24 protein-coding genes are annotated in these 22,424 nt (G+C 74.2%); 11 read left to right on the top strand and 13 right to left on the bottom strand.

The genetic code is table 11. The annotated features are described in order from the left end of the window. Positions 1 to 30 precede the first annotated feature (30 nt). Positions 31 to 246, top strand: coding sequence for a hypothetical protein (locus ACIRGB_RS33590; RefSeq protein WP_403872868.1), 216 nt, complete (start codon positions 31 to 33; stop codon positions 244 to 246). 15 nt (positions 247 to 261) lie between these two features. Here ACIRGB_RS33590 and tgmB read toward each other — a convergent pair whose 3' ends face one another. From tgmB to ACIRGB_RS33575, 3 genes are all read right to left on the bottom strand, one after another. Continuing rightward, positions 262 to 1,248 carry an ATP-grasp ribosomal peptide maturase gene (tgmB, locus tag ACIRGB_RS33585; RefSeq protein WP_403872866.1) on the bottom strand — a complete coding sequence of 329 codons (987 nt, stop codon included), beginning with the start codon at positions 1,246 to 1,248 and terminating at the stop codon, positions 262 to 264. A 16-nt stretch (positions 1,249 to 1,264) separates the two neighbouring features. Further along, positions 1,265 to 1,456, bottom strand: coding sequence for a putative ATP-grasp-modified RiPP (gene tgmA / locus ACIRGB_RS33580; RefSeq protein ID WP_403872865.1), 192 nt, complete (start codon positions 1,454 to 1,456; stop codon positions 1,265 to 1,267). A 119-nt stretch (positions 1,457 to 1,575) separates the two neighbouring features. Next, positions 1,576 to 1,896: a DUF1232 domain-containing protein gene (locus ACIRGB_RS33575; protein WP_403872863.1), complete on the bottom strand. Its 321-nt coding sequence runs from the start codon at positions 1,894 to 1,896 to the stop codon at positions 1,576 to 1,578. A 203-nt stretch (positions 1,897 to 2,099) separates the two neighbouring features. Here ACIRGB_RS33575 and ACIRGB_RS33570 point away from each other — a divergent pair, with 203 nt between their 5' ends. Continuing rightward, positions 2,100 to 3,548, top strand: a complete 1,449-nt coding sequence (locus tag ACIRGB_RS33570) for a hypothetical protein (protein ID WP_403872861.1) — start codon at positions 2,100 to 2,102, stop codon at positions 3,546 to 3,548. 73 nt (positions 3,549 to 3,621) lie between these two features. Here ACIRGB_RS33570 and ACIRGB_RS33565 read toward each other — a convergent pair whose 3' ends face one another. The 4 genes from ACIRGB_RS33565 to ACIRGB_RS33550 all read right to left on the bottom strand — a co-directional run bounded on the left by ACIRGB_RS33565 (position 3,622) and on the right by ACIRGB_RS33550 (position 8,661). Next, positions 3,622 to 5,751 (bottom strand): xanthine dehydrogenase family protein molybdopterin-binding subunit, encoded by a 2,130-nt coding sequence (locus tag ACIRGB_RS33565; protein ID WP_403872859.1) that lies wholly within the window; start codon positions 5,749 to 5,751, stop codon positions 3,622 to 3,624. Between the two features lie 28 nt (positions 5,752 to 5,779). After that, complete coding sequence (locus tag ACIRGB_RS33560) at positions 5,780 to 6,772, bottom strand: FAD binding domain-containing protein (protein WP_403872857.1); 993 nt, start codon at positions 6,770 to 6,772, stop codon at positions 5,780 to 5,782. Then, entirely contained in the window at positions 6,769 to 7,332 is a 564-nt protein-coding gene (locus tag ACIRGB_RS33555; RefSeq protein ID WP_403872855.1) for a (2Fe-2S)-binding protein, read from the bottom strand. The genes ACIRGB_RS33560 and ACIRGB_RS33555 overlap by 4 nt, the downstream gene beginning before the upstream one ends. 138 nt (positions 7,333 to 7,470) lie before the next feature. After that, entirely contained in the window at positions 7,471 to 8,661 is a 1,191-nt protein-coding gene (locus ACIRGB_RS33550; protein WP_403872853.1) for a hypothetical protein, read from the bottom strand. 195 nt (positions 8,662 to 8,856) lie between these two features. Between ACIRGB_RS33550 and ACIRGB_RS33545 the strand changes: the two genes are divergently transcribed. After that, positions 8,857 to 9,651: an SDR family NAD(P)-dependent oxidoreductase gene (locus tag ACIRGB_RS33545; RefSeq protein WP_403872851.1), complete on the top strand. Its 795-nt coding sequence runs from the start codon at positions 8,857 to 8,859 to the stop codon at positions 9,649 to 9,651. 31 nt (positions 9,652 to 9,682) lie between these two features. Here ACIRGB_RS33545 and ACIRGB_RS33540 read toward each other — a convergent pair whose 3' ends face one another. Then, positions 9,683 to 10,765 carry a YihY/virulence factor BrkB family protein gene (locus ACIRGB_RS33540; protein ID WP_403872913.1) on the bottom strand — a complete coding sequence of 361 codons (1,083 nt, stop codon included), beginning with the start codon at positions 10,763 to 10,765 and terminating at the stop codon, positions 9,683 to 9,685. Positions 10,766 to 10,957: 192 nt separating this feature from the next. On the opposite strand from ACIRGB_RS33540, the gene ACIRGB_RS33535 reads away from it, so the two are divergent. Genes ACIRGB_RS33535 through ACIRGB_RS33520 form a run of 4 tightly spaced genes read left to right on the top strand, consistent with a single transcriptional unit; the run spans position 10,958 to position 13,115 of the window. Next, on the top strand, positions 10,958 to 11,353 hold the full coding sequence (locus ACIRGB_RS33535; protein WP_403872849.1) for a hypothetical protein: 396 nt from the start codon (positions 10,958 to 10,960) through the stop codon (positions 11,351 to 11,353). Continuing rightward, positions 11,350 to 12,135, top strand: coding sequence for a hypothetical protein (locus tag ACIRGB_RS33530; RefSeq protein WP_403872847.1), 786 nt, complete (start codon positions 11,350 to 11,352; stop codon positions 12,133 to 12,135). The genes ACIRGB_RS33535 and ACIRGB_RS33530 overlap by 4 nt, the downstream gene beginning before the upstream one ends. A gap of 38 nt (positions 12,136 to 12,173) precedes the next feature. Then, the gene (locus tag ACIRGB_RS33525) at positions 12,174 to 12,698 is read left to right on the top strand and encodes a roadblock/LC7 domain-containing protein (protein ID WP_403872845.1); all 525 of its coding nucleotides are present in this window, start codon (positions 12,174 to 12,176) and stop codon (positions 12,696 to 12,698) included. A gap of 42 nt (positions 12,699 to 12,740) precedes the next feature. Next, positions 12,741 to 13,115, top strand: a complete 375-nt coding sequence (locus ACIRGB_RS33520) for a hypothetical protein (RefSeq protein WP_059296730.1) — start codon at positions 12,741 to 12,743, stop codon at positions 13,113 to 13,115. Between the two features lie 81 nt (positions 13,116 to 13,196). Here the strand turns inward: ACIRGB_RS33520 and ACIRGB_RS33515 are convergent, their stop codons facing one another. Further along, complete coding sequence (locus ACIRGB_RS33515) at positions 13,197 to 14,561, bottom strand: FAD-dependent oxidoreductase (RefSeq protein WP_403872843.1); 1,365 nt, start codon at positions 14,559 to 14,561, stop codon at positions 13,197 to 13,199. A gap of 246 nt (positions 14,562 to 14,807) precedes the next feature. Between ACIRGB_RS33515 and ACIRGB_RS33510 the strand changes: the two genes are divergently transcribed. Next, complete coding sequence (locus tag ACIRGB_RS33510; RefSeq protein WP_403872841.1) at positions 14,808 to 16,280, top strand: MFS transporter; 1,473 nt, start codon at positions 14,808 to 14,810, stop codon at positions 16,278 to 16,280. 32 nt (positions 16,281 to 16,312) lie between these two features. Here ACIRGB_RS33510 and ACIRGB_RS33505 read toward each other — a convergent pair whose 3' ends face one another. Further along, the gene (locus ACIRGB_RS33505; protein WP_104633223.1) at positions 16,313 to 16,459 is read right to left on the bottom strand and encodes a hypothetical protein; all 147 of its coding nucleotides are present in this window, start codon (positions 16,457 to 16,459) and stop codon (positions 16,313 to 16,315) included. Between the two features lie 166 nt (positions 16,460 to 16,625). On the opposite strand from ACIRGB_RS33505, the gene ACIRGB_RS33500 reads away from it, so the two are divergent. Further along, a complete protein-coding gene (locus ACIRGB_RS33500) occupies positions 16,626 to 16,799 on the top strand; it encodes a CsbD family protein (RefSeq protein ID WP_356368089.1) in 174 nt (57 codons plus the stop codon). Between the two features lie 111 nt (positions 16,800 to 16,910). Here the strand turns inward: ACIRGB_RS33500 and csnA are convergent, their stop codons facing one another. Both csnA and ACIRGB_RS33490 read right to left on the bottom strand, forming a co-directional pair. Beyond that, positions 16,911 to 17,753 carry a chitosanase CsnA gene (gene csnA / locus ACIRGB_RS33495; RefSeq protein ID WP_403872839.1) on the bottom strand — a complete coding sequence of 281 codons (843 nt, stop codon included), beginning with the start codon at positions 17,751 to 17,753 and terminating at the stop codon, positions 16,911 to 16,913. A gap of 160 nt (positions 17,754 to 17,913) precedes the next feature. Beyond that, positions 17,914 to 20,661 carry a SpoIIE family protein phosphatase gene (locus tag ACIRGB_RS33490; protein WP_403872838.1) on the bottom strand — a complete coding sequence of 916 codons (2,748 nt, stop codon included), beginning with the start codon at positions 20,659 to 20,661 and terminating at the stop codon, positions 17,914 to 17,916. A gap of 471 nt (positions 20,662 to 21,132) precedes the next feature. Between ACIRGB_RS33490 and ACIRGB_RS33485 the strand changes: the two genes are divergently transcribed. Next, positions 21,133 to 21,561 (top strand): ATP-binding protein, encoded by a 429-nt coding sequence (locus tag ACIRGB_RS33485; protein ID WP_403872836.1) that lies wholly within the window; start codon positions 21,133 to 21,135, stop codon positions 21,559 to 21,561. A gap of 9 nt (positions 21,562 to 21,570) precedes the next feature. Here ACIRGB_RS33485 and ACIRGB_RS33480 read toward each other — a convergent pair whose 3' ends face one another. Continuing rightward, the gene (locus ACIRGB_RS33480) at positions 21,571 to 21,936 is read right to left on the bottom strand and encodes an STAS domain-containing protein (protein WP_403872834.1); all 366 of its coding nucleotides are present in this window, start codon (positions 21,934 to 21,936) and stop codon (positions 21,571 to 21,573) included. A gap of 174 nt (positions 21,937 to 22,110) precedes the next feature. Between ACIRGB_RS33480 and ACIRGB_RS33475 the strand changes: the two genes are divergently transcribed. Further along, the gene (locus ACIRGB_RS33475) at positions 22,111 to 22,389 is read left to right on the top strand and encodes a hypothetical protein (RefSeq protein WP_403872911.1); all 279 of its coding nucleotides are present in this window, start codon (positions 22,111 to 22,113) and stop codon (positions 22,387 to 22,389) included. Positions 22,390 to 22,424: the final 35 nt, after the last annotated feature.

Here is a 22,424-nt window from a genome sequence, read left to right as displayed (position 1 = left end):
GGGCGGACGACACGAAAGGCGCGTTGACGGGTGTTCCAGGATTCCCCCATCTACGACCGACTCGTCGCCGAACGCGGTGACGTCCCCGAGCAGGTGCGGCGGGACGCCGAGCGTGTGAGCAGGGAACTGGAGGTGGTCATGCGTCCGTTGCGCGGCCCCGGGCACCTGCCGGGCGCCGAGCGACGGCCGTCCCCGGGCGCCGGCTGGCAGCGTACCGCCCTGCTGCCCGGCCCCCGCCCGCACTGACCGGCGCACCGGACCTCACCCGACCGCCGCCGCGTCGGGTCCGCCCGCGTCCACCGCGTCCGCGGCGCCCGGCCGGGCCAGCCACTCGGCGATGGCGCGGGCGATCGGCTGGCCCGTGTCCACCTCGACGAAGCCGAACTGCCCCGACTGGTTGCACTCCAGGAACCACCAGGTGCCGTCGCCGTCCTCGGCGAAGTCCAGGGCCCCGTACGCCAGCCCGGCCGCCCGGAGGTAGGCCCGCACCTGCTCGGCGACGCGCGGCGGCACCTCGGCCGGCCGCCACGGCTCGCCCGACGCCGTGAAACGGACGTCCACCTCGTCGGGGTCCAGGCCCGCGAGTGCCGTCTTGCGGGCGGCCAGCAACTCCTCGCCGACGGCCGTCAACCGGATGTCGGCGCGCTTGGCGACCCGGCGTTGCAGCAGCGTCGGGCCGTGCGCGACGGCGGAGAAGTCGGCCTCGGGCGGAACCCGGCTGGTCGGCACCGCCAGGGGCGGGTCCTGCGGATGGGCGCCGGAGACGGGCTTGACCACCAGATCCGGATAGCGCTCGGCGAACTCGCGGGCCGCCCGCGGAAACGTCGTGATCAGCGTCGCCGGCACCGGCAGCCCGCACCGCTGGGCGAGACGCAGCTGCCAGGGCTTGTACCTGGCCCGGTGCGCGGCGTCGGGCTGGTTCATCCAGCGCGCCCCCGAGCCGCGAAGCAGGCCGTACAACGCCTGACCGGCCTCCTCGGTCAGCCACGCGGACGGCTCGGCGGCCCGCTTGGCCGGAGCGCCCGGCCTGCGCACCCAGACGGACCGCAGCCCGCCGATGCTCACCAGGCGGCCCCCGGCGGACAGATGGCCCCGGAAGGAGCCGTGCACGAACTCGCCGGACAGGGCGACGGAGTCGGTGAGGTCGGCGGGGTCCAGGCGGACCACCGGTACTCCCGACGCGTTCAGGTGCACCACCACCATGTCGGCGGTGACGTCCTCTTCACTGGTCAGGATCAACACGGTCATGCTCGACGGCCCGTGGTCAGTCGTCGAAGTGGGTCTTCGACCCCGCGGTGGAGGTCGTGGTTCCCAGTTCCCTCAGCAGCGCGTGGTCGCAGGCGGCGACCCGCCCGTCGAGGAGCACGTTCAACTGCAGCCCGGCGTCGTAGACGTACGGAGTGGTGGCTTCCAACTCCACTGCCGGCCGTGCGTAGTTGAGCGCGAACGGTTGCATCGTCTCTCCCTAGTCGGTGCTGCGCCGATCAGGCGACGATCCCTGTGCGCCGTCACCTGGTCCGCCGACTTCCTTCGGCTTCCAGAGACTTATACGAATCGAACGGGTGATTGGTTTCCTTACGCTGCGTAATCACCGGGCGGGCCGGTGCCCTGCCGCCCGTCCGCGGGGCCGCGCCGCCCGGCGATCGGGCCGCGCGCGGAGCGCAGGGCCAGGAGGAGCACGCCGATGTCGTCCAGGTAGACCGGATCGGGCAACAGGTCCGCCGGGAGCACCAGGTAGAGGACGGCGCCCCAGAAGACCCAGCGCGGGCCCGTCGGCAGGCCGGCCCGCCTGAGGTCCCGCCGGGTGCGGACCAGACGCACCAGGACGGCGAGCGCCGCCGCGAGGACGAGCGCCGCGAGCAGCACCGCCACGACGATCACTGTGGTCGTATCCACGGTCCCCTCCTTCGGCGCGCGGTGGGCGCCTCCCTACCCGGATGCCCGCTCACGGTGGCGGCAAGACCCGGGGAGGCGGTCTCTCATCCCTGTGGCCCACCGGAGTGGCACGGCGCGCCGGACGTGCCTAGTAATGGCAGCACACAGCGCGAGTCGCATGTCGGGGACGCAGGGCGGCCGCACCCCCACCACACGGAGAGATCATGACCACCGGCTCTTCATCACCCCGCTCGCCCGAGTACGCCATATCCGCCGTGGACCTGCCCACCGGGGAGACGACCACGGCCACCGGCACGGCGCGACCGCCGGGCGCGGAACCCGCGGTCCGGACGTCCGCCGGCCGGCCCTCGCCCGAGCAGGAGGGCGACCTCTGGGAGGTCGACTTCGACGACGCCGACCTCCCCGAACTCGAGCCCGATCCCGACCTCCCCGCCGCCGAAGCGCATGCCGCGCTCGACGCGGAGGCCGACGCCGCCGACGGTGCGGCGCACGCGTACGGCGATCCCGTCGGCGACCTGGTGCGCGCCGCCGTCGCCGACCGGCCGCTGGACGAGGTCGTCGACCTGATCACGACGCTGGAGCAGTCACCGCAGTACGCGCAGGCCACGATCGACGCGCTCCGCGCGGTCGGCGTGAACCGGTCCGTCGAGGACGTCACCCGGCTGGTCGGCCTGCTGACCCGGCCGCCGCGGCAGTCCGACAGCGCGGACGAGGCGATCCGGGCCGCGGCGGAGTGCCGCTCCGTGGAGGACGTGACCCGGCTGATGGCGCTGCTGCACCGCACCCCCCTGGAACCGCACTGCGGGCAGGAGGCCGTGCGCGCCGCCGCCACCGGCCGCCCGGTCGAGGAACTGGTCGAACTGATCGGCCGGCTCGCCGAGGACGGACACGTGCGCCCGGAGCGGCCCGACGCCCGGCGGTTGCGGGCGGCCCGGGACGCGGCCGACGAGCACGGCGGAGGCGAGCCGGACGCCCGGTCGGCGGGGCTCCCCGGCACCCCCGGCGGTGCGGACCGCCGCGGCCGGGAACGCCGCAGGGCGCCACGCCCGTTCCGCCGGGGACGCGACCGCGACGAGTCCCGCGCGGCACGCGACCGCGAACAGCCCCGTGCGGCACGCGACCGTACGGAAGGCCGTGCGTCGCGTCGGGAGGAGCCCCGTGATCCGCGCGACCGCGACCAGGCCCGTGCGGCGCGCGACCGCGACCGCGCGGCACGGCGGGCCGCCCGCGGTCCCGCCTGGCCGGCCTGGCTCACCGTCGCGGTCCTCGCCGGATGCGGCGTGGCCTTCTTCCCGCTGCACCGCGGCGACGCCTCGGCACCGGCCTACGGGGTGGCACTCGGCCTGTCGGCGCTCTGCCTGGTGCTGGCCCTGCTGCTGACCGTGCGGCCCGCCGTACCGCTGCTCGCCGCCGCGGTCGTGGGACCGGCGGCGCTGGCCGCGGCCAAGCTCTACGGCAGCGCCACCCCCTCGGCGCGGGTGTCCACGGTCACGGACCTGACGCTGGCCCCGGTCTGGATCGCGGTCGCGGTGGCCGTGGTCGCCTCGCTGGTCGCGCTCACGGCACTGTGCGTGCGGGTGGCCGCCCCGGCCGCCGCGCGGCGCGGCCCGGCCCGCGCGGTGGCCGTGGCCAGCCGCACCGCCGCCGACTGACCGGCACCCCCCGCTGCCCGACAGCGCGTGGTCCGCGCCGGAAGGTGAACCGGCGCGGACCACGCGTGTGCCGTCAGGCCCCCAGCATGCCCTCGGGATGCTCGTGTTCCAGCAGGGCGGTGAGCACCCGGTCCGGAGTGAGCGGCAGCTCCCGGAAGCGGATGCCGGTGGCGTGGTGGACGGCGTTGCCCACGGTCGCCGCCGAGCCCACGATCCCGATCTCGCCGATCCCCTTGCTGCCCATCGGGTTCAGGTGGTCGTCCTGCTCGTCGACCCAGTACGCCTCGACGTCCGCGACGTCGGCGTGCGCGGGCACGTGGTACGACGCCAGATCGCGCTCGACGAAGTCGCCGAACACCGGGTCCACCGTGCTGTCCTCGGTCAACGCCATGCCCAGGCCCATCGTCATGCCGCCGATGAACTGGGAGCGGGCGGTACGCGCGTTGAGGATGCGCCCCGCGGCGAACACCCCCAGCATCCGGGTCACCCGCACCTCGCCGGACACGGTGTCCACGCTCACCTCGGCGAAATGGGCACCGAACGCGTGCCGGGCGAAGGGGCTCTCCGCGTCCACCGTCCCGGAGGTGTCGGCCTCGGCCGTGACCCCCTCGTCCGGCAGCGGCCCCGAGCGCTCCGCCAGCCGCCCGGCCAGCCGGACGCACGCCTGGTGCACGGCCGACCCCCAGGACGCGGTGCCCGAGGAGCCACCGGCCATCGGGGCGAACCCGATGCCGCTGTCGGCGATCTCGACCCGCACCCGGTCCAAGGGGGCGCCGAGGACGTCGGCCGCGATCTGCGCGAGCACCGTCCGGGCACCCGTGCCGATGTCGGTGGCGTTCACCCGCACCAGGAAACCGCCGTCGGGCAGGGCGCGCGCCGAGGCGACGCACGGGGAGACCAGCACCGGGTAGGTGGCCGCGGCCACCCCACTGCCGATCAGCAGGGGACCGGCCTCGCGGGACCGCGGACGGGGATCGCGGCCCTCCCAGCCGAAGCGCCGGGCGCCCTCGCGCAGACACTCCACCAGATGCCTGCTGCTGAACGGCTTTCCGCTCTCCGGCTCGCGCTCCGGTTCGTTGCGGACCCTCAGCTCCACCGGGTCGACGCCGAGTTCGGCGGCCAGTTCGTCCATCGCCGATTCGAGGGCGTACATGCCGGGGCACTCGCCGGGCGCGCGCATCCAGGAGGGCGTGGGGACGTCGAGCGCGGCCACCCGGTGGACCGTGCGCAGGGCGGGAGCGGCGTACATGACCCGCGCGGGGACCGCCGCCTGTTCCACGAACTCCTTCACCCGCGAGGTGTGCGTCGTCACCTCGTGCACGAGCGACGTGAGCCGGCCGTCGTCGTCCGCGCCCAGGCGCATCCGGTGCAGGGTCGGCGCGCGGTGCCCGACGACGGCGGGCAGGTAGCGGCGGGGCAGCGCGACGGTCACCGGCCGCCCGGTCTCGCGCGCCGCCATCGCGGCCAGCACCACCTCGGGACGCGGCGTGCCCTTCGAGCCGAACCCGCCGCCCACGTGCTCGGCGCGCACCGTGATCCGGTCCTCGGGCAGGGCGAACAGGCGCGCCAGTTCCTTGCGCACCGCCGTGGTGCCCTGGCTGGAGCACTGCACGGCCAGCCGGTCGCCGTCCCAGTGCGCCGTACTGGCGTGCGGCTCCATCGGGTGGTTGTGCAGCGGCGGCACCCGGTACTCGACGTCCACCCGGGTCGCCGAGGAGGCGAGGGCGCCGTCCGGGTCGCCCTGTTCGGTGACGGCCGGAAAGCCCCCGTTGGCCGTCTCGGGGATGTACGCCCCGGAGTGCGGGGAGGTGAGCGTCACGTCGTGGGGCTCGGTCTCGTAGGTGATCCGGACGGCGGCGGCTCCGGCCCGGGCCGCCTCCAGCGTCTCGGCCACCACCACGCCCACGAACCAGCCCCGGTGCGGGACGTGCGGGTCCTGGAGCACGGCCAGCGTCGGGTCGTCCGGGGTGCCCAGCCGGGGCGCGTTCTCGTGCGTGAGCACCGCGAGCACGCCGGGCAGCGCGAGCGCGGGGGCGGTGTCGACGCCGGTCACCCGGCCCCGTACGACCGTCGCCGGCACGGGCCAGCCCTGGGCGCGGCCCGGCGTCGGGTGCTCGGCGGCGTACCGGGCGGTGCCGGTGACCTTCTCCCGCCCCTCCCGGCGCTCGACGGGAGCGCCCAGGACGGCTTCGGTGGCGGTCATGGAGTCCTCCTCGTGGACACCTCGGTCGTCAGGTCGTGGCGGGCGGGGCGAGCCGGCCCAGGACGTCCAGGGCCAGCCGGCGCGCCAGCGGCACCTTGTAGGCGTTGTCCCGCAGGGGTTCGGCCGCGGCCAGTTCCAGGTCGACGGCGTGTTCGAACGCCGCCGTCGTGGGCGCCGCGCCCCGCAGCGCGTCCTCGGCCCGCCGGGCCCGCCAGGGCCGGTGCGCCAGCGCCCCGAAGGCGATCCCGGCCCGCTCCACCACTCCGTCCGCGACATGCAGCACGACGGCGACGGAGGCCAGCGCGAAGGCGTACGACGCCCGGTCGCGGGCCTTGCGGTACGCCGACGGCAGCCCGGCCGTGGCCGCGGGCAGGACCACACCGGTGATCAGCTCGCCCGGGTGGATCTCCGTGTCCCGCTCCGGATGCAGCCCGGGGAGCCGGTGGAAGTCGGCGGCGGGCACGCTGCGGGCGCCCTCGGGACCGTGCAGCTCCACGCGCGCGTCGAGCGCGGCCAGCGCCACCGCCATGTCCGAGGGGTGGGTGGCGATGCACTGGTCGGAGTGGCCGAGCACCGCGTGATCGCGGTGCACGCCCTCCAGCGCGCCACAGCCGCTGCCGGGCTCCCGCTTGTTGCAGGGCTTGGACACGTCCTGGAAGTAGGGGCAGCGGGTGCGCTGCAACAGGTTGCCGCCGGTGGTGGCGGCGTTGCGCAACTGCCCGGAGGCTCCGGCCAGCAGCGCCTGGGACAGCGCGGGGTAGCGGTCGCGTACCGCCGGGTGGGCCGCGAGGTCGCTGTTGCGGACCATCGCCCCGGCCCGCAGAGCGCCGTCCGGCAGTTCCTCCACGGTGTCCAGCGGCAGCCGGGTGACGTCGACGAGCGCGGCGGGCGTCTCCACGCCGAGCTTCATCAGGTCGACGAGGTTGGTGCCGCCGCCGAGGTAGCGGGCGCCGGGGTGGGCCGCGAAGGCCTCGGTGGCCTCCTCGACGCTGCCCGCGCGTACGTAGGCGAAGGGCTTCACGGGATCACGTCCTCGACCGCGTCGGCGATCCGCGGATACGCGCCGCACCGGCACAGGTTGCCGCTCAGCCGCTCCCGGATCTCGTCCCGGCCCAGCGCCACGGGCTGTCCGGAGGGCGTCGCCGGGTCGGTGACGTGGGAGGGGTGCCCGGCGGCGGCCTCGGCGAGCGCGCCGACCGCCGAGCAGATCTGGCCCGGGGTGCAGTAGCCGCACTGGAAGGCGTCGCGGTCCAGGAAGGCGCGCTGCACCGGGTGCAGTTCCTCGCCGTCCCCGGCGAGGCCCTCGACGGTGGTGATCTCGCAGCCGTCCAGGGCGACCGCGAACAGCAGGCAGCTGTTGACCCGCCGCCCGTCGACCAGGACCGTGCAGGCGCCGCACTGACCGTGGTCGCAGCCCTTCTTGGCGCCCGCGAGTCCGAGGTCCTCCCGCAGGAGGTCCAGCAGGACGCGGCGGTGATCGACGGTGAGGGTGCGCGGCTTGCCGTTGACGCGGAGCGTGGTCTGCGAACGGGAGGCTGCCGGTGGGCGGGAAGCGGGTGCGCTGGCGTGCGGGCTGTCCATGGCGTCGATGACCTTCCGGGACGGGCCGGGCTCCTGTGCCGTCCGCGTATCCACCTCGCGCCGGATGACACGTGAGGGTGCCCTCACCGCACGGCGTCCCGCACATCCGGTTCTCGGTCCCCGGGCGACCGGGAGGCGTCAGTCGCCGGTCGCCGGGGGCCCGGAAGGCTCCGTGGTGTCGCGGGTGTCGCGGGTGTCGCGGGCGGCGGCGTCCGGGCGGGGGGCCCGGGCGGCGCCCCTGAACCGCTCCAGGGTGCGGGTCAGCCCCCGCAGGGGAGACGCCGACGGCGCGTGGGCGGGTGCGGGTGCGGCCGGTGCCGCCGGGGCGGACTCCCGGTACACGGCGAGGGCCTCGGCCGCGCGTTCCGCCGCCTCCCGGTACAGGTCACGGGACTGCGTCATGGCCTCCAGCGCCTCGGCGTACATCTTCACCAGCCTGCGCTCGCGCTCCAGCTCCTCCTCCAGCGTCAGCAGCCGCCAGTCCTCCCGCAGCGAGGCCAGGGCCGCCACCGCGTCGTCGGGCAGCGGCCTGGGCAGCGCCGCGAAGGAAGTCACCGCCGCGATCAGCCCGGTGGGCTCGGAGCCGTCCAGGAAGACGGTGCGCACGGAGAAGTCGTCGGCGGTGTAGTCGGCCGGGGCCGGTGTACCGGGCAGCACCACGGCGCCGCCGCGCGGCACCTGGACCCCGAAGTCCTCCAGGGCCCAGTTCACCACCCGCAACTGCTGCGGCGCGGCGCGGTGCTCGACCACCCGGTGCCGCAGACCGGGCGGCAGCCGCCGCGCCAGCGGCACCCGGCCGCGGTGGTCCGGGGTCATCGCCTCGTGCACGACGACGTGGATGTTCCACGGGCTGCGCCCGGCCTCCTTGAGCAGCCGGCGCACGGCCTTGTCGTCGTCGGGCAGGGTGTTGAGGCCCCGCAGCCGCAGCCCCGTGGCGGCGTCCCGGTCCCAGGTGACGTCCGGGTCGTCGGGCCAGAACACGGTGGCGGGGGAGGGCCAGGCGAGGTCCCAGGCCTCCTCGGCCTCCGCGAGCAGCGTCCACTCCTGGCCGCCCGCCGAACCGGGCTCCAGGATGATCCTGGCCCGCACGGTGACCTCCCCGGGGGCCTTCCAGCGCGCCTCGAAGATCTGTGGGCCGGGCGTCCCGGCGGCCGGGGGCTCGGCCGCCGGCTCCTCGGGCGGCTCCAGGAAGTCGTCGATGACGTCGTCGTCCTTGAGCCGCCGCAGCCGGTGCCGGACGGTGTCCTCGGCCGCGGAGCCGACATGGCGGCCGCGAGCGGCCCACAGCGTGGGCGGATGCGTGGGGCGGGCGGTGGGAGAGGTCGGCATGGGTCCATCGGGCAGCAGGGGCACGGACGTAGGCAAGTATCGTCGCCGCAGGTCGGTCAAGAGCACCGGGGGGTCCGCCGACCGGGCGTGCCGCGGCGCGGCGCACGGTGCGGCCGGCCGCGGCGCGGGTGCGTCCTGGGCGAGGGTGGGCAGGAGCAACCCGACCGACCGTACGGCACGAAAGGGAGCGACCTGATGAACCTCGACCTCGGCGGACGCACCGCACTGGTGACGGGCTCCTCGCAGGGCATCGGGGCGGCGATCGCCGCCGGGCTGGCACGGGCCGGTGCCACCGTGGGCGTGAACGGGCGCGACGCCGGCCGGCTGGCGGAGAGCGTCGAGAAGCTGCGGGCCGAGGTGCCGGACGGCGCGTTTGTGCCGGTCGCGGCCGACCTCGGTACCGAGGAGGGCGCCGAGCGGGCCCTGGAGGCGCTGCCCGACGTGGACATCCTCGTGAACAACCTCGGCGTCTTCGGCGCCGCGCCCGCGCTGGAGATCAGCGACGCCGAGTGGCGCCGCTACTTCGAGATCAACGTCCTCGCGGGCGTCAGGCTGACGCGCGCCCATCTCCCCCGGATGAGGGACCGTGGCTGGGGCCGGGTGCTGTACATCGCGAGTGACTCGGCCGTCGTGATCCCGGCCGAGATGATCCACTACGGGGTGTCCAAGACGGCCCTGCTCGGAGTCGGCCGCGGCTTCGCCAAGGAGGCCGCGGGCAGCGGCGTCACGGTGAACTGCGTCATCGCCGGGCCCACCCACACCGAGGGCGTCGAGGACTTCGTGTACCAGCTGGTCGACCGCGACCTGCCCTGGGACGAGGCACAGCGCGTCTTCATGCGCGAACACCGCCCGCAGTCCCTCCTCCAGCGACTGATCGAGCCGGAGGAGATCGCCAACCTGGTGGTGTACCTCAGCTCCCCGCTCGCCTCGGCCACCACCGGTGCGGCCGTCCGGGTCGACGGCGGATACGTCGACGCGATCCTGCCGTAGCGTCCGCGTCCTCAGCAGTCCTCGGCCGTCCTCAGTCGTCCTCGGCCGCGCGGCGCCGGTCCGCCTCGTTCCAGGCCCGGGTGTCGCGCGGTTCGACGTACGGTTCCTCGTCGGGCGGGAAACCGCCGTCGATGACCCGCTGCCGGGCCAGCTCCGCGTCGAACTCCAGACCGAGCAGAACGGCCAGGTTCGTCACCCAGAGCCACACGAGGAAGATGATGACGCCGGCGAGCGTGCCGTACGTCTTGTTGTACGAGCCGAAGTTGGCCACGTAGAAGGCGAACCCGGCGGAGGCGAGCAGCCAGATCAGCAGCGCGACCAGACTGCCCGGAGAGATCCACTTGAACCCCTTCACCCGGGCGTTCGGCGCGGCCCAGTACAGGATCGCGATCATGACGGTGACCAGCAGGACCAGCACCGGCCACTTGGCGATCGACCAGACGGTCAGCGCGGTGTCGCCGACGCCGAGCGCCGTGCCCGCCTGCCGGGCCAGGCTCCCGGTGAACACCACGATGAGCGCGCTGACCACCGCGAGCACGAGCAGCACCACGGTCAGCGCCACCCGCAGCGGCAGCACCTTCCACACCGGGCGCCCCTCGGGCACGTCGTAGACCGCGTTGGCGGCGCGGATGAACGCGGCCACGTAGCCGGACGCCGACCAGACCGCGCCCACCAGGCCGACCACGGCCAGCACGGAGCCCAGGCCCGCCTTGGCCTGGAGTTGCTCCACGGCGTCCGTGATCACGTCCCGCGCGGAACCCGGCGCGAGCTTCTGCACGTTGTCCAGCACCTCCCGGGTGGCGGACTCCCCGGCGATGCCGAGCAGTGAGACCAGCACCAGCAGGGCCGGGAACAGCGACAGGATGCCGTAGTAGGTGAGGGCGGCGGCCCGGTCGGTCAGCTCGTCGTCCTGGAACTCGTGGATCACGCGCCGCGACAGCGCGGACCACGAACGTCCGGGCAGTTCGGTGGGGGAGTCGGGGGCGGCGTCCTCGGTGGCGGCGTCGGGACCGTAGTCCTCGGCCGTCTTCTCGTCGTCCGGTCCGTCGTCCGGTTGGTGCGCCGGTGCGTCCTTCGGGTGCTTCCCGCCGCGCGGGAGGTGGAGTCGGGCCATGACCCCCGGGTTGCCCGTCTCGGCGTGCGCACGCTTCCGCACGGGAGGTCCCTGGGACGGCCGAACTCGGCAGTATGCCCGAGCGCGCGCACGTTCCTCTGGAAAATGCCAAAGCGCTCACCGGATGCGTGCACTTTCCGTAGTGTCGTCGTCACGTTCGAGGTACAGCCGTGCAGGGGGAGGGGATCCGGCGTGCCCGGAATCGACGAGAGTCTGCTGGAAGCCATGCGGCTGCCCGGCGCGCGCGGCGCGTCCCTGGTCGACTGGATCAGCGGGCTCGCTCTCGGCGCCGTCGGCGAGGCGCCGGGCGGCGACTGGGAGGCGACCGCCGCGGAGACCGCGGAGCTGGGCCGGCACGTCGCGGAGAGCGGCTCCCTGGCGGCGGGCGGCAGCGCGGAGTCCGGCAAGGAACCCCCGGTGGAGGACCTGATCGCCACCACCGGCGACGCCTACCACCTGCTCAGGTTCGTCAGCACCCCGTTCGACAGCACCGTCTTCCTCCACCTGTGGCTGGACCGCAACGACGGGAACCTCGCCCTGGCCCGCATCCGGCTGGCCGAGCTGGCGGACCGGCTGGTGCTCGGATGACCCGGGTGACGACCGCCTGGACCACGCGCCGGACGACGTCGGAGGCGCTTGGTGCCCTCGCGGCCGAGGGGGCGACCGGTGCCCTGTCGGGCGAGCGGGGCATCGTCTACCTCTCGGCGGGCCGCGTCGTGCACGTGGAGTCGGCCTTCACGCCCGACCTCGGCGCGCTGCTCACCCGCAGCGGCGCGGTCCCGCCGGACGGCTGGTGGGAGGCGGTCGACCGGGGCGGCGCCCAGCACCGGGTCGGCCACCGGCTCGTGGCCAGCGGCCGACTCACCGCGGGCGCGCTGGAGGTCTGCCACCTGGGCGCGCTGTTCGACGCCGCGTACTTCGTCCTGGCCCACGACACGCGCGCCCGGCGCTTCCGGCCCGGCGCGGTGCACTGGCTCGGCGCGGTCCGCTCCGTCCCGGTGGACGTCGTCGTCCGCGAGTGCGAGCGCCGGCGCGACCTGCTGGACCGGATCTGGCCCGACCCCGCCATCGACGCCCTGCCCCTGGCCCGGACGCCGGGCGCGGACACCGCCGGGCTGCCCGTGCGGCGCGGCCGCACCCTGACCCAGGTCGACGGCGTACGCACCGCCGCGGAGATCGCCTCGGCGCTCGCCTGCCGCACCTACCACACCCTGGTCGAGCTGCGGCGCCTGGCGGCCGACGGCCTCGTCCGTGCCGCGCCGCCCGCCGCCCCGCCCCTTCCCCCCGGCCCGCAGCCGCGGGCGGTCGTGTGGGACGACCCCGACACGGCCCTGCTGCGACGGCTTCGAGACGCCTTGGAGGCCCTGTGATCCGCGCCCGCCGCCGGCGCGACGAAAGGAGACTGCTCATGGCCGTCGAGAGCGACGTCCTGGACGAACTGCACCGACTGCGCAACCGCGTGCCGCAGCTGACCGGGTCGCTCGCGGCCACCGTGGACGGCCTCGTCCTGGCCCACGACGCGCCGGGCACCGAACCCGAGGGCCTCGCCGCGCTCACCGCGGCCGCCCTCGGCGTCGCCCACCGCATGGCCGAAGCCACCGCGCGCGGCGGTTTCCGCGAACTGCTGCTGCGCGGGACCGACGGCTACGTCGCCACCTACGCCGCTGGTCCGGCCGCCGTGCTCACCCTGCTCGCCGACGGCCGGGTCAACGTGGGCCGGCTGCACCTGGAGGGGCGGCGCAGCGGCGCGCGGATCGGGGAACTGGTCGCCGCCGGGGCCGGGGCGCAACGCGTCCGGGCGCCGGCCGCCGAGCACGGTGCGACGCCGCCCACCCCGTCGGCCCGTCCCATCGGCACCCTGCCGGTGCGCACCCCGCAGCGGCCCGCACACCTGCCCACCCCCCAGGCCGGCAGTCACCACCGGCCGCTCTGATCCACCCCTCGCGTACCGATCACGTCCGGAAAGGAAAACACCATGGCCAACCTGGAGACCTCGCTCAAGGAATGCCTCGGCTCCATCGACGGAGCGACCGCCGTCGCGCTGGTCGACTACACCAGCGGAATGGCGCTCGGCACCCTGGGCGGCGGCAAGGACTTCAACCTCGAGGTCGCCGCCGCCGGCAACACCGACGTCGTACGGTCCAAACTGCGCACGATGGAGCACCTCGGTCTGAAGGACGAGATCGAGGACATCCTGATCACCCTGAACACTCAGTACCACATGATCCGCCTGCTCAAGGGGCGCGGCGGCAACGGGCTGTTCCTCTACCTGGTGCTGGACGCGAGCCGCGCCAACCTGGCCATGGCCCGCCACCAGCTGCGCCGCATCGAGACCGACCTGGAGGTCTGAGCCGGGCCACTCCCTCGCCCGCCGCGGACGCGTCCGGCGCCGGCACCCCGTGATGGGGCCACCGGCGCCGGACGGGCCGGGTCAGGCGCCGCTCTCGCGGAGCATGTCCTCGCGCTCGACGTACTTCACGCGCGCGCGTCCCTGCGGTTCGCCCTGCGCCTTCTCGGCGGCGTCGAGCTTGTACCAGCCGTCCCAGGTGGTGAAACGGACCTGGCGCTCGGCGAGGAAGGCGTCCACGGCCTCGGGAGCGGGCGAGGCGGGCGTCTGGAGACGGCCGTTCGCGTAGTCGTCCAGCAGGTTGGCCACCGTCTCGTTGGCGTCGCCCTTGGTGTGCCCGATCAGACCGATCGGGCCGCGCCGGATCCAGCCGGTGACGTACGTCGACGGCAGGTGCTCGCCGGACTCCTGGACGACCCGGCCGCCCACGTCCGGGACCGTGCCCGTGTCGAGGTCCCAGGGCAGCTTGGGCAGCTGGTCGGAGAGGTAGCCGACGGCCCGGTAGACCGCCTGGACGTCCCAGTCCTTGAACTCGCCGGTGCCCTTGACGTTGCCCGTGCCGTCCAGCTCGGTGCGCTCGGTCCGCAGGCCGACCACCTTGCCGTCCTCGCCGAGGATCTCCGCGGGCGACTCGAAGAAGTGCAGGAAGAGCTTGTGCGGCCGGTCGCCGACGTCGCGGATCGCCCAGTTCTCCAGGGTCTTGGCGACCATGTCGGCCTGCTTGTTGCCGCGCCGGGTCGCGATCGAGCCCTCGTCGTAGTCGATGTCCTCGGGGTCGACGATGACCTCGATGTTGGGGGAGTGGTCCAGCTCCCGCAGCTCCATCGGGCTGAACTTCGCCTGCGCCGGGCCGCGGCGGCCGAAGACGTGGACCTCCAGCGCCTTGTTGGCCTTCAGGCCCTCGTACACGTTCGGCGGGATCTCGGTGGGCAGCAGCTCGTCCGCGGTCTTGGCGAGCACACGGGCGATGTCCAGGGCCACGTTGCCGACGCCGAGGACGGCGACCTTCTCCGCCTCCAGCGGCCAGGTGCGCGGGAAGTCGGGGTGGCCGTCGTACCAGGCGACGAAGTCGGCCGCGCCGTACGAACCGTCGAGGTCGATGCCGGGGAGGGACAGGTCCCGGTCCGCCGTGGCGCCGGTGGCGAAGATCACACCGTCGTAGAAGGCGCGCAGATCGTCCAGGCTGATGTCGGTGGGGTAGTTCACGTTGCCGAAGAGGCGGATCTGCGGCTTGTCGAGCACCTGGTGCAGGGCCGTGATGATGCCCTTGATCCGCGGGTGGTCGGGCGCGACGCCGTAGCGGATGAGTCCGAACGGGGCGGGCATGCGCTCGAAGATGTCGATGGAAACACCGGGGTCGGCGGCCACGTCGGACTTGAGCAGGGCGTCAGCGGCGTAGATCCCGGCCGGGCCGGATCCGACGATGGCTACCCGCAGAGGGCGGGGCATGTTCAGGTTCCCTTCGAGCGGTGACAGATCGACTCTGCGGGAAGCCTAAGCTAAGGCAAGCCTAAGTCGGTACGCGGGTCCGGTCTATGAGGTCATAAGAACCTCTTATGGGATGTCATGGCTCGGGTTTGGGGGCGGGTGCGCGTTCCCGGCCGGGCGCGGGTTTGAAGCCCTGGTCACGGGTGACGCAGGCGTGGGGGCGGAGTCGTGCGTCCCTCCCGTACCGCCCTCAGGAGAGGAGCCCGTGTGCCGCGTCCGGACGACGACAGCCTGGACCCCAACCGCTGGCGGGCCCTGTGGGTGACCCTGGTCGCCGGGTTCATGACCCTGCTGGACGTGACGATCGTCGCCGTGGCCCTGCCCTCCATGCAACAGGGGCTGCACACCTCGCCGGCGGCCGTGCAGTGGGTCGTCTCCGGCTACGCGCTCGCGTTCGCCCTGACCCTGGTGACCGCGGGCCGCATCGGCGACGCGTTCGGCAGGCGCCGCGTCTTCCTCGCGGCCCTGGCCGCCTTCGTGCTGTGCAGCGCCGCGGCGGGGGCCGCGCCCGGCATCGAACTGCTGGTGGCCGCCCGGCTCGCCCAGGGAGTCGCCGCGGGCAGCCTCGCGCCGCAGAACTCGGCACTGATCCAGCAGTTGTTCCGGGGCGCGGAACGCGGGCGGGCGTTCGGCCTGTTCGGTGCCACCGTGGGGGTCTCCAGCGCCGTGGGACCCGTCGTCGGCGGTCTGATCCTGGCGCTGGCGGGCGCCGAGGGCTGGCGGTGGATCTTCTACGTGAACGTGCCGGTCGGCCTGCTCGCGCTGCTCCTCGGCTTCCGCCGGCTGCCCCGGGTGGCGCCCGGCGGCCGGGGGCACCTCGACCCCGTGGGCGTGGCGCTGCTCGGCGCGGGCATCCTGGCGCTGATGCTGCCGCTGGTCCTCGCCGAGAGCGGGGGACTGACCAAGGCGTGGTGGCTGTTCCCCGCGGGCGCGCTGGTCCTGGTCGCCTTCGCCCGATGGGAGCGCCGGGTCGCCCGGCGGGGCGGGCAGCCGCTCCTGGAGCCGGGGCTGCTCACCGAGACCCGCGGCTACGCCACCGGCGCCGGCCTGGGAGCCCTGTACTTCGTGGGATTCAGCGGGGTGTGGCTCGTCTTCGCGCTCTTCTTCCAGAACGGCCTGGGCTACTCACCGCTCCTGTCCGGGCTGGCGGTGACCCCGTTCGCCGTGGGCTCGGCCGTCGCCGCCGCCGTGGCGGGCCGGCTGGTGGAACGCCTGGGGCGGCTGCTGACCGTCTGGGGACTGGTCGCCGTGATGGTGGGGCTGGGCACGACCGCGCTGCTGCTCCGGCTCGCGCCCTCCGGCCTCGCCGCCTGGCTCGCCGCCCCGGCCCTGCTGCTCGGCGGGCTCGGCAGCGGCTGTGTGATCTCCCCGAACATCACCATGACGCTGCGCGACGTGCCGGTGCGGATGGCGGGCGCCGCCGGGGGCGCCTTGCAGACCGGCCAGCGGCTGGGCGGCGCCGTGGGCACCGCCGCGCTGCCGGGACTCTTCTACCTGACCCTGAACGCCACCCACGGCGACTACCGCGAGGCCGTGGCCCTGTCGGTGGGCACCGGCGTCGCCGCCCTGCTGTGCGCGCTGGCCGTCGCGGTCCGCGACTGGCACCGGGACCGCGCCGGCGGCGATCGTGGCTGCCCGCCGGAGGCGTCCCACAGCCACACCCACGCCGGTCAGCACTGAGCGCCCCGCCGGCACCTCCGCGGGCGGGGCGGTCAGCGGCGCTTGCCGAACCTGCGCAGCATCTCCTGGGCCTGCGCACGGCGGCGCGGGTCCGAGGCGGCCCGACGCACCTGCTCGGTCGCCCGGCGCCCCTGCGGGCTGCGCGCGAACCGCTTGATCCGGTCCAGTACTCCGGCCATGACGTTCCTCCGAGTCGACGACGTGACGTTCTGTCCTGCTCTCCTGCCGGTGCTCGTACCCAGGGCCGCGCCGGACACCCCTGCCGGGCGTTCGCACGTTTGGACCCGCCGAACCGGGCGACCCGCCGGACAGGACATCGCACACGAACGCCGAGAGGTGAACACAGTGGCCGGCAAGGAGAAGTCCAAGTCCAAGATGGAGCAGGCCAAGGGGAAGGCCAAGGAAGCGGCCGGCCGGGCCGTCGGCAACGAGAGGATGACGGCCGAGGGCCGCGCCGAGCAGTCCAAGGGCGACGCCCGGCAGGCCAAGGAGAAGGGCAAGGACGTGTTCCGGCACTGACGCGGAACACGGAACCGGCGGCACACGGGCCGCGGAACCCGGCATACGGCCGGTTCCGCGGCCCGTGGCCTGCCCGGACGCCCCGATGGGGGCCGCAGGCCGGGCCGCGGGTCAGCCGATGTGGTAGGCGTCCCCGTACACGTGCCAGTCCAGCGGCGGCTCCAGGTCGAGGTTGCCCTCGTTCAGGAAGACGCGCTGGGCCGTGTCGACCCGGCTGGTGTCGCTGTGCGCCTCCTCCTGCCTCATCGCCCACACCCGCTCGTCGAGGAAGGCGTGCAGGTAGGCGACCTCGTCGCCGCCCTGGGCGGGCGGCCGGGCCCGGCCGAGCGCGCGCTCCCGGATGCTGCCGAAGCCGAGGCCGCCGCCGTCGCCGTGCATCACGAGCGCGTCGTAGTAGGCGAACTGCCCCAGCGTCCGCAGCCCGTCCTCCGTGCCCCGCCGCACGGCCGGGTCGAAGTACACGCGGTCGCGTTCGTCGTCCTGGGCCCGGCGGAACTCCGGGTCCTCGTCGGCGGCCCGGCGCCAGTCGTCCGGGAAGCCGGGGTCGAGGCCCTCGTGCGAGTCGGAGCCGTCCACCCGCCGCAGCGCCGGCAGGTAGGGCGCGAGCACGTTCCCGGGACGGCGCTCGGCGTACAGCTCCACCAGGTCGAGCATGTCGCCGGTGCCGGAGCAGAAGCCGATGATGCCCGCGGTGTAGCCGCGGCCGTCACCGATGTCCTCGATGTACCGGTACTGCGCCTTCCAGTCGAGCGAGGAGTTCTCCGCGCTCGACACCAGTTGCATGGCGATCTCCTTCTTCGCCGGGTCGTCGAGTCCCGTCGCGCGCGCGGACGCCGCCGCGGCGCGCGAGGGGGTGAGCAGGGGGACGGTTGCCAGGGACGCGCATGCCATGGCGAGCACGGTACGGCGCGAGGGGCCTGCGGGGCGCGCCGGGCCGGGGACGGGATGCCTCACGGGATCTCCAGGTGTGGGGGAGTGGAGGAGTGGAGGAGTGGAGGAGGGGAGTGCCGGACACTGATAGGAAAGTTTCCTACCAGACAATCGGCATGCGGGGTACCCGTCCGGCGCGACATCGGTACGGACCGGGGGCGGCCGTGGCCCGTCCCCGCGTCCGTCAGGGCACCGGCTGCTCCGCCCAGATGACCTTGCCGGCCGGTGTGTAGCGCGTGCCCCAGCGCTCCGCGAGCTGGGCGACCAGGAAGAGCCCGCGTCCGCCCTCGTCCGTCATGGCCGCGTAGCGCAGGTGCGGGGAGGTGCTGCTGCTGTCGAACACCTCGCAGATCAGGCTGCGGTCGCGCACCATCCGGACGTGGACGGTCTCGCCGCCGTACCGGATCGCGTTGGTGACCAGCTCGCTCAGGATCAGCTCCGTGGTGAACGCCAGCTCGTCGAGCCCCCACGCGTCCAGCCGCCGGGTGACCTGGGACCGGATCTCGGCGACCGCCGCCGGATCGTTCGGGACGTCCCACTCGGCCACTTGGTCCGGGCCCAGCACCCGGGTCCGGGCGACCAGCAGGGCGATGTCGTCGCCCGGCCGGTCCGGGAGCCGGGCGTCCAGGACGGTCCGGCAGGTCTCCTCGGGCGTCTCGCCGGCCCTCTCCAGCGCCCGGCGCAGCTGGTCCAGACCGACGTCGATGTCGTGCACCCGGTCCTCGACCAGCCCGTCGGTGTACAGCACCAGCCGGCTGCCCTCCGCCAGCCGCAGCTCCGTCGTCTCGAAGGGGAGGCCGCCCAGGCCCAGCGGGGGCCCCGGGGGCACCTCCGGGAACTCCACGGTGCCGTCCGGCCGGATCAGGGCCGGCGGCGGATGACCCGCCCGGGCGATGACACAGGAACCCGCGACCGGGTCGTAGATCGCGTAGAGGCAGGTCGCACCGGTCACCGGGGCGGCGTTGTCGTCGGCCGCCTCGTCCTGGTCGATCCGTCCGACCAGCTCGTCCAGCAGCCCGAGCAGTTCGTCGGGCGGCAGGTCCAGGGCGGTGAAGTTGTGCACCGCCGTCCGCAGCCGGCCCATGGTGGCGGCGGCGTGCAGCCCGTGCCCGACGACGTCGCCGACCACGAGCGCGACCCGCGCCCCGGACAGCGGCAGCACGTCGAACCAGTCCCCGCCGACCCCCGCCTGCGCGGGCAGGTAGCGGTAGGCGACGTCCAGCGCGTTCTGCTCCGGCAGCCTGCGGGGCAGCAGACTGCGCTGGAGGGTCACCGCCATGCTGTGCTCGCGGGTGTAGCGGCGGGCGTTGTCGATGGAGACCGCGGCCCGCGCGACCAGTTCCTCGCCGAGCGCCAGCTCGTCCTCGTCGAACGGCTCGGGCCTGACCGAACGCCAGAAACTCACCACCCCGAGCACCAGGGTCCCCGCGCGCAGCGGGACGGTGATCAGCGAGTGGATGCCGTACTCCACCACCTGCGCGGAGCGCTCGTGGTCCTGCGCCTGCCAGCCCGGGGCCTCGCCGAGGCGGGGCTCCAGGACGGCCCGGCCGGTCCGCAGGGTGCGGCCCTGCGGGGAGGAGTCCACGTAGCGGATCTGCCGTCCCACCGGATAGAGCGGGACGTCCTCGGTGATGCCGCTGAGCGCGGTGCGGCGCAGCGGCGTCACGCCGCCCGGCTGGCCGCCGGCCAGCACGGTGTCGAAGAGGTCGACGGTGACGTAGTCCGCGAACCGGGGCACGGCCAGCTCGCCCAGTTCCTCGGCGGTGCGGGTGACGTCCAGGCTGGTCCCGATGCCCACGCCGGCCGCGTAGAGGATGTCCAGGCGTTCCCGGGCGGTCTCCGCCCGGCCGGACAGGGCCCGCAGCTCGGTGGAGTCCCGCAGCGTCGCGACACTGCCGGCCGGACCGCCCCGTACGTCCGTGGGGCGCTGGTTGATGGCCAGCAGCCGGTCCTTGACCAGGTGTACCTCGTCGGTGGCGGCCTGGCCCGAGGCCAGCAGCTCCGCCAGGTCGGAGGGCAGCCCGAGCGCGCTGACGTGCCGCCCCTCGGCGTCGGGGGGCAGGGCGAGCAGCCGCCGAGCCTCGTCGTTGGCCAGCAGCAGTCTGCCCTCGCCGCCGACGATGAGCACGCCCTCGCGGACGCTGTGCAGGACGGCGTCGTGGTGTTCGTACATCCGGGTCATCTCGTGCGGCCCCAGGCCGTGCGTCTGCCGCAGCAGCCGGCGGCTCACCAGGGCCGTGCCCCCGGTCGCCAGGGCCAGTCCGACGGCCGCCGCGCTCAGCACGAGCGGCAGCTGACGGTCGGCCACACCGCCCACGTTCTCGGTCGTGATGCCCGCCGAGACCAGTCCCACCACCCTGCCGTCGGGGTCCTCGACGGGCACGATGGCCTGGACCAGCGGGCCGATGGTGCCCTCGATCTCCTCGGTCACCGTCTTCCCGGCCAGCGCCGGGGCGATGTTCCCGACGAACTTCTTGCCGATGCGGTCCGGCTTGGGATGGGTGTAGCGCACGCCCTCGGGGTCGGTCACGACCACGAAGTCCACGTCCGTGGCCTTGCGCACCGCCTCGGCGCGGGGCTGGAGCACCGCCGTGGGGCCGGGTCCGCGCAGCGCCTGGAGGATGCCGGGGGAATTGGCGAACGTCTCGGCCACCGAGACGGACCGGTTGCGGGCCTCCACCGTGCTGTCGTGCCGCACCTGGAGCACCAGCGCGAGCGCCGCGGCCACCACCAGCAGCAGCACGATGACCACGTTCATCACGAAGACCTGGCCGGCCACACTGCGCCCGGACAGCGCCGAGCGCAGCGCCGAGGCGGGCCGCCCCGCATCCCCTCCCCGCCGTGACCGGTCCGCGTCCTGCCGGTGTCGGGCGTGCGGGCCGCCGGGACGACGGGGTGACCGCTCTCCCGATCGACCCATCAGTCGGACCATGTGCCCATGTCTACACTGCCGGGCCCGGAGAGGCGAGGGGCACCCCCCGTGACACGGGAGCCCGCCGGACGGACGCCACGGGCACGGGCGCCGCGGGCTCCCGGGCCGGGCACGGCTCCCCGCCTGCACGGCGCAGGGCGGTGCCGCCCCGGTCGACGCCGGCGCCGGGCCGCTCCACCGCACCGTCCGTGGGCCGAGCGTCTCGGTGCGCCCGTCCGGGTGGCTCCGTAACGTCGGTGCGGCCGAGTGGGAACGGCACCCTGGCGGCCGGCGCGTCGACCGGCTTCGGGTTCACCGTGGCGAAGAACGGCAGCGACGCCGCGCCCACGGTCGGCCGGGACCTGTCGGGAAAGCGGCGCCTCCGGCGGAAGTTGGGGCAAAGGGAGCGTGGGAAGCGTCCTGGTGCGTATCGTGAGAACCGGGGACCTTCGCTTCCTCTACTCGGCCCCGGACCGGACGGTGAGGCTCGGTATGACTCCGGCGCACGGACCCGACACCGCGGATGCCTCCGTCGTGTCCGCGGTCGTCGAGTTCAGGGGCGGATCGGCGATGATCCCCGCCTCCAGGGACGTCGTGCACGGCTTCGTCGCGCGGCTCGCCGAGCGAGGCTTGGACCTGACGGACGCCTTCCTGGACGCCGCCCGACTGGTCGCGACCGAGCTGGTGACGAACGCGCTGCGGCACGCGCCCGGCCCCTGCCGGCTGGAGCTGACCCTTGTGGACGACCGGGTGGAGTTCGCGGTGTCGGACACCGGGGACGCCTTCCCGACGTTCCTGCCCCGCGATCCCATGCGGGTCGGCCGGCACGGACTGGAGATCGTGACGCGGCTGTGCGGCGAGGTCATCACCAAGCCGCACGCGGCCGGGAAGACGGTGTACGCGCGCCTGCCGCTGGTCTGACCCCGCCGGTCAGTCGGTCAGGGCCTGCTCCACACTCGGGTAGCAGGGAATGAGCGCGTCGACGCCCACCAGCCGCAGTACGCGTTCGACCGCGTCGCGCGGTGCGGCGAGCCGGAGCCAGACGCCGCGGGACTCGGCGGCCCGGTGCGCTGAGATGAGGACGTTGATGCCGCTGGAGTCGAGGAACCCCACCTCGCCGAAGTCCACCACGGTGCCCGGCGCCGACTCCACCGACGCCAGCAGGACCTCGTGCAGCTGACTGCTGCCGTCGAGGTCGACCTCTCCGGAGAGGCTCACGAGGCTGACACCGCCGCCCGTGGTGGTACGGGTGATCAGCAGCCGCTCCGGTACTGCCGCTCCCTCGATCTCCGCCACGCCGACCTCATCTCTCGTGTGCGCCGCATATGCCCCGGCCGTCTTCGGTGGCTTGATGTTAAGGCTCTTCGCCGTCCGCGTGGCCAACTTGAGCGGACCGGGAGACATCGGCCGGACGGGCCGTGCGGGCTCGACGCGCGCGACGGCGTTCCTCTGACTACGGTCGGAGGTGTGGTGGCACACACATTCGAGGAGCTCGTGCACAAGCGCCGTGCGGCGGACCTGGCACAACACCGGGTCGAGGAGCTGCGCGACTCGTACGGGCCTCCTACGCAGCATCAGTGGACCCCGCGGCAGTCGGACACGTACGAGACCGCCGTGCGGGCCTGGCGCGACCTGGACCGGGACGCGCGGACCGCGATGTCGGAGTACGTCAAGGAGGGAGGCCAGTCCCGGCACAAGATCGAGGCGAGACTCCGCAGGGCCGTCCAGGAGGACGACCGGAACGCCTGACCGATCGGGCCGGCCCGGCCGGGGCGTTCCCGGAC

Source organism: Streptomyces sp. NPDC102490 (assembly GCF_044765285.1).
Classification (GTDB): Bacteria; Actinomycetota; Actinomycetes; order Streptomycetales; family Streptomycetaceae; genus Streptomyces.
Note: the sequence above shows the minus strand (reverse complement) of the source record. Positions and strands in the feature narration are given on the sequence as shown.

What these genes read in the sequence shown, in the direction of transcription:
- ACIRGB_RS33515 (WP_403872843.1), bottom strand. Translation starts at nt 14,561, where the DNA reads ATGCCCCGCCCTCTGCGGGTAGCCATCGTCGGATCCGGCCCGGCCGGG.
- ACIRGB_RS33485 (WP_403872836.1), top strand. Translation starts at nt 21,133, where the DNA reads ATGACTCCGGCGCACGGACCCGACACCGCGGATGCCTCCGTCGTGTCC.
- ACIRGB_RS33520 (WP_059296730.1), top strand. Translation starts at nt 12,741, where the DNA reads ATGGCCAACCTGGAGACCTCGCTCAAGGAATGCCTCGGCTCCATCGAC.
- ACIRGB_RS33550 (WP_403872853.1), bottom strand. Translation starts at nt 8,661, where the DNA reads ATGCCGACCTCTCCCACCGCCCGCCCCACGCATCCGCCCACGCTGTGG.
- tgmB (WP_403872866.1), bottom strand. Translation starts at nt 1,248, where the DNA reads ATGACCGTGTTGATCCTGACCAGTGAAGAGGACGTCACCGCCGACATG.
- ACIRGB_RS33505 (WP_104633223.1), bottom strand. Translation starts at nt 16,459, where the DNA reads ATGGCCGGAGTACTGGACCGGATCAAGCGGTTCGCGCGCAGCCCGCAG.
- ACIRGB_RS33490 (WP_403872838.1), bottom strand. Translation starts at nt 20,661, where the DNA reads ATGGTCCGACTGATGGGTCGATCGGGAGAGCGGTCACCCCGTCGTCCC.
- ACIRGB_RS33530 (WP_403872847.1), top strand. Translation starts at nt 11,350, where the DNA reads ATGACCCGGGTGACGACCGCCTGGACCACGCGCCGGACGACGTCGGAG.
- tgmA (WP_403872865.1), bottom strand. Translation starts at nt 1,456, where the DNA reads ATGCAACCGTTCGCGCTCAACTACGCACGGCCGGCAGTGGAGTTGGAA.
- ACIRGB_RS33570 (WP_403872861.1), top strand. Translation starts at nt 2,100, where the DNA reads ATGACCACCGGCTCTTCATCACCCCGCTCGCCCGAGTACGCCATATCC.
- ACIRGB_RS33555 (WP_403872855.1), bottom strand. Translation starts at nt 7,332, where the DNA reads ATGGACAGCCCGCACGCCAGCGCACCCGCTTCCCGCCCACCGGCAGCC.
- ACIRGB_RS33525 (WP_403872845.1), top strand. Translation starts at nt 12,174, where the DNA reads ATGGCCGTCGAGAGCGACGTCCTGGACGAACTGCACCGACTGCGCAAC.
- ACIRGB_RS33545 (WP_403872851.1), top strand. Translation starts at nt 8,857, where the DNA reads ATGAACCTCGACCTCGGCGGACGCACCGCACTGGTGACGGGCTCCTCG.
- ACIRGB_RS33540 (WP_403872913.1), bottom strand. Translation starts at nt 10,765, where the DNA reads ATGGCCCGACTCCACCTCCCGCGCGGCGGGAAGCACCCGAAGGACGCA.
- ACIRGB_RS33565 (WP_403872859.1), bottom strand. Translation starts at nt 5,751, where the DNA reads ATGACCGCCACCGAAGCCGTCCTGGGCGCTCCCGTCGAGCGCCGGGAG.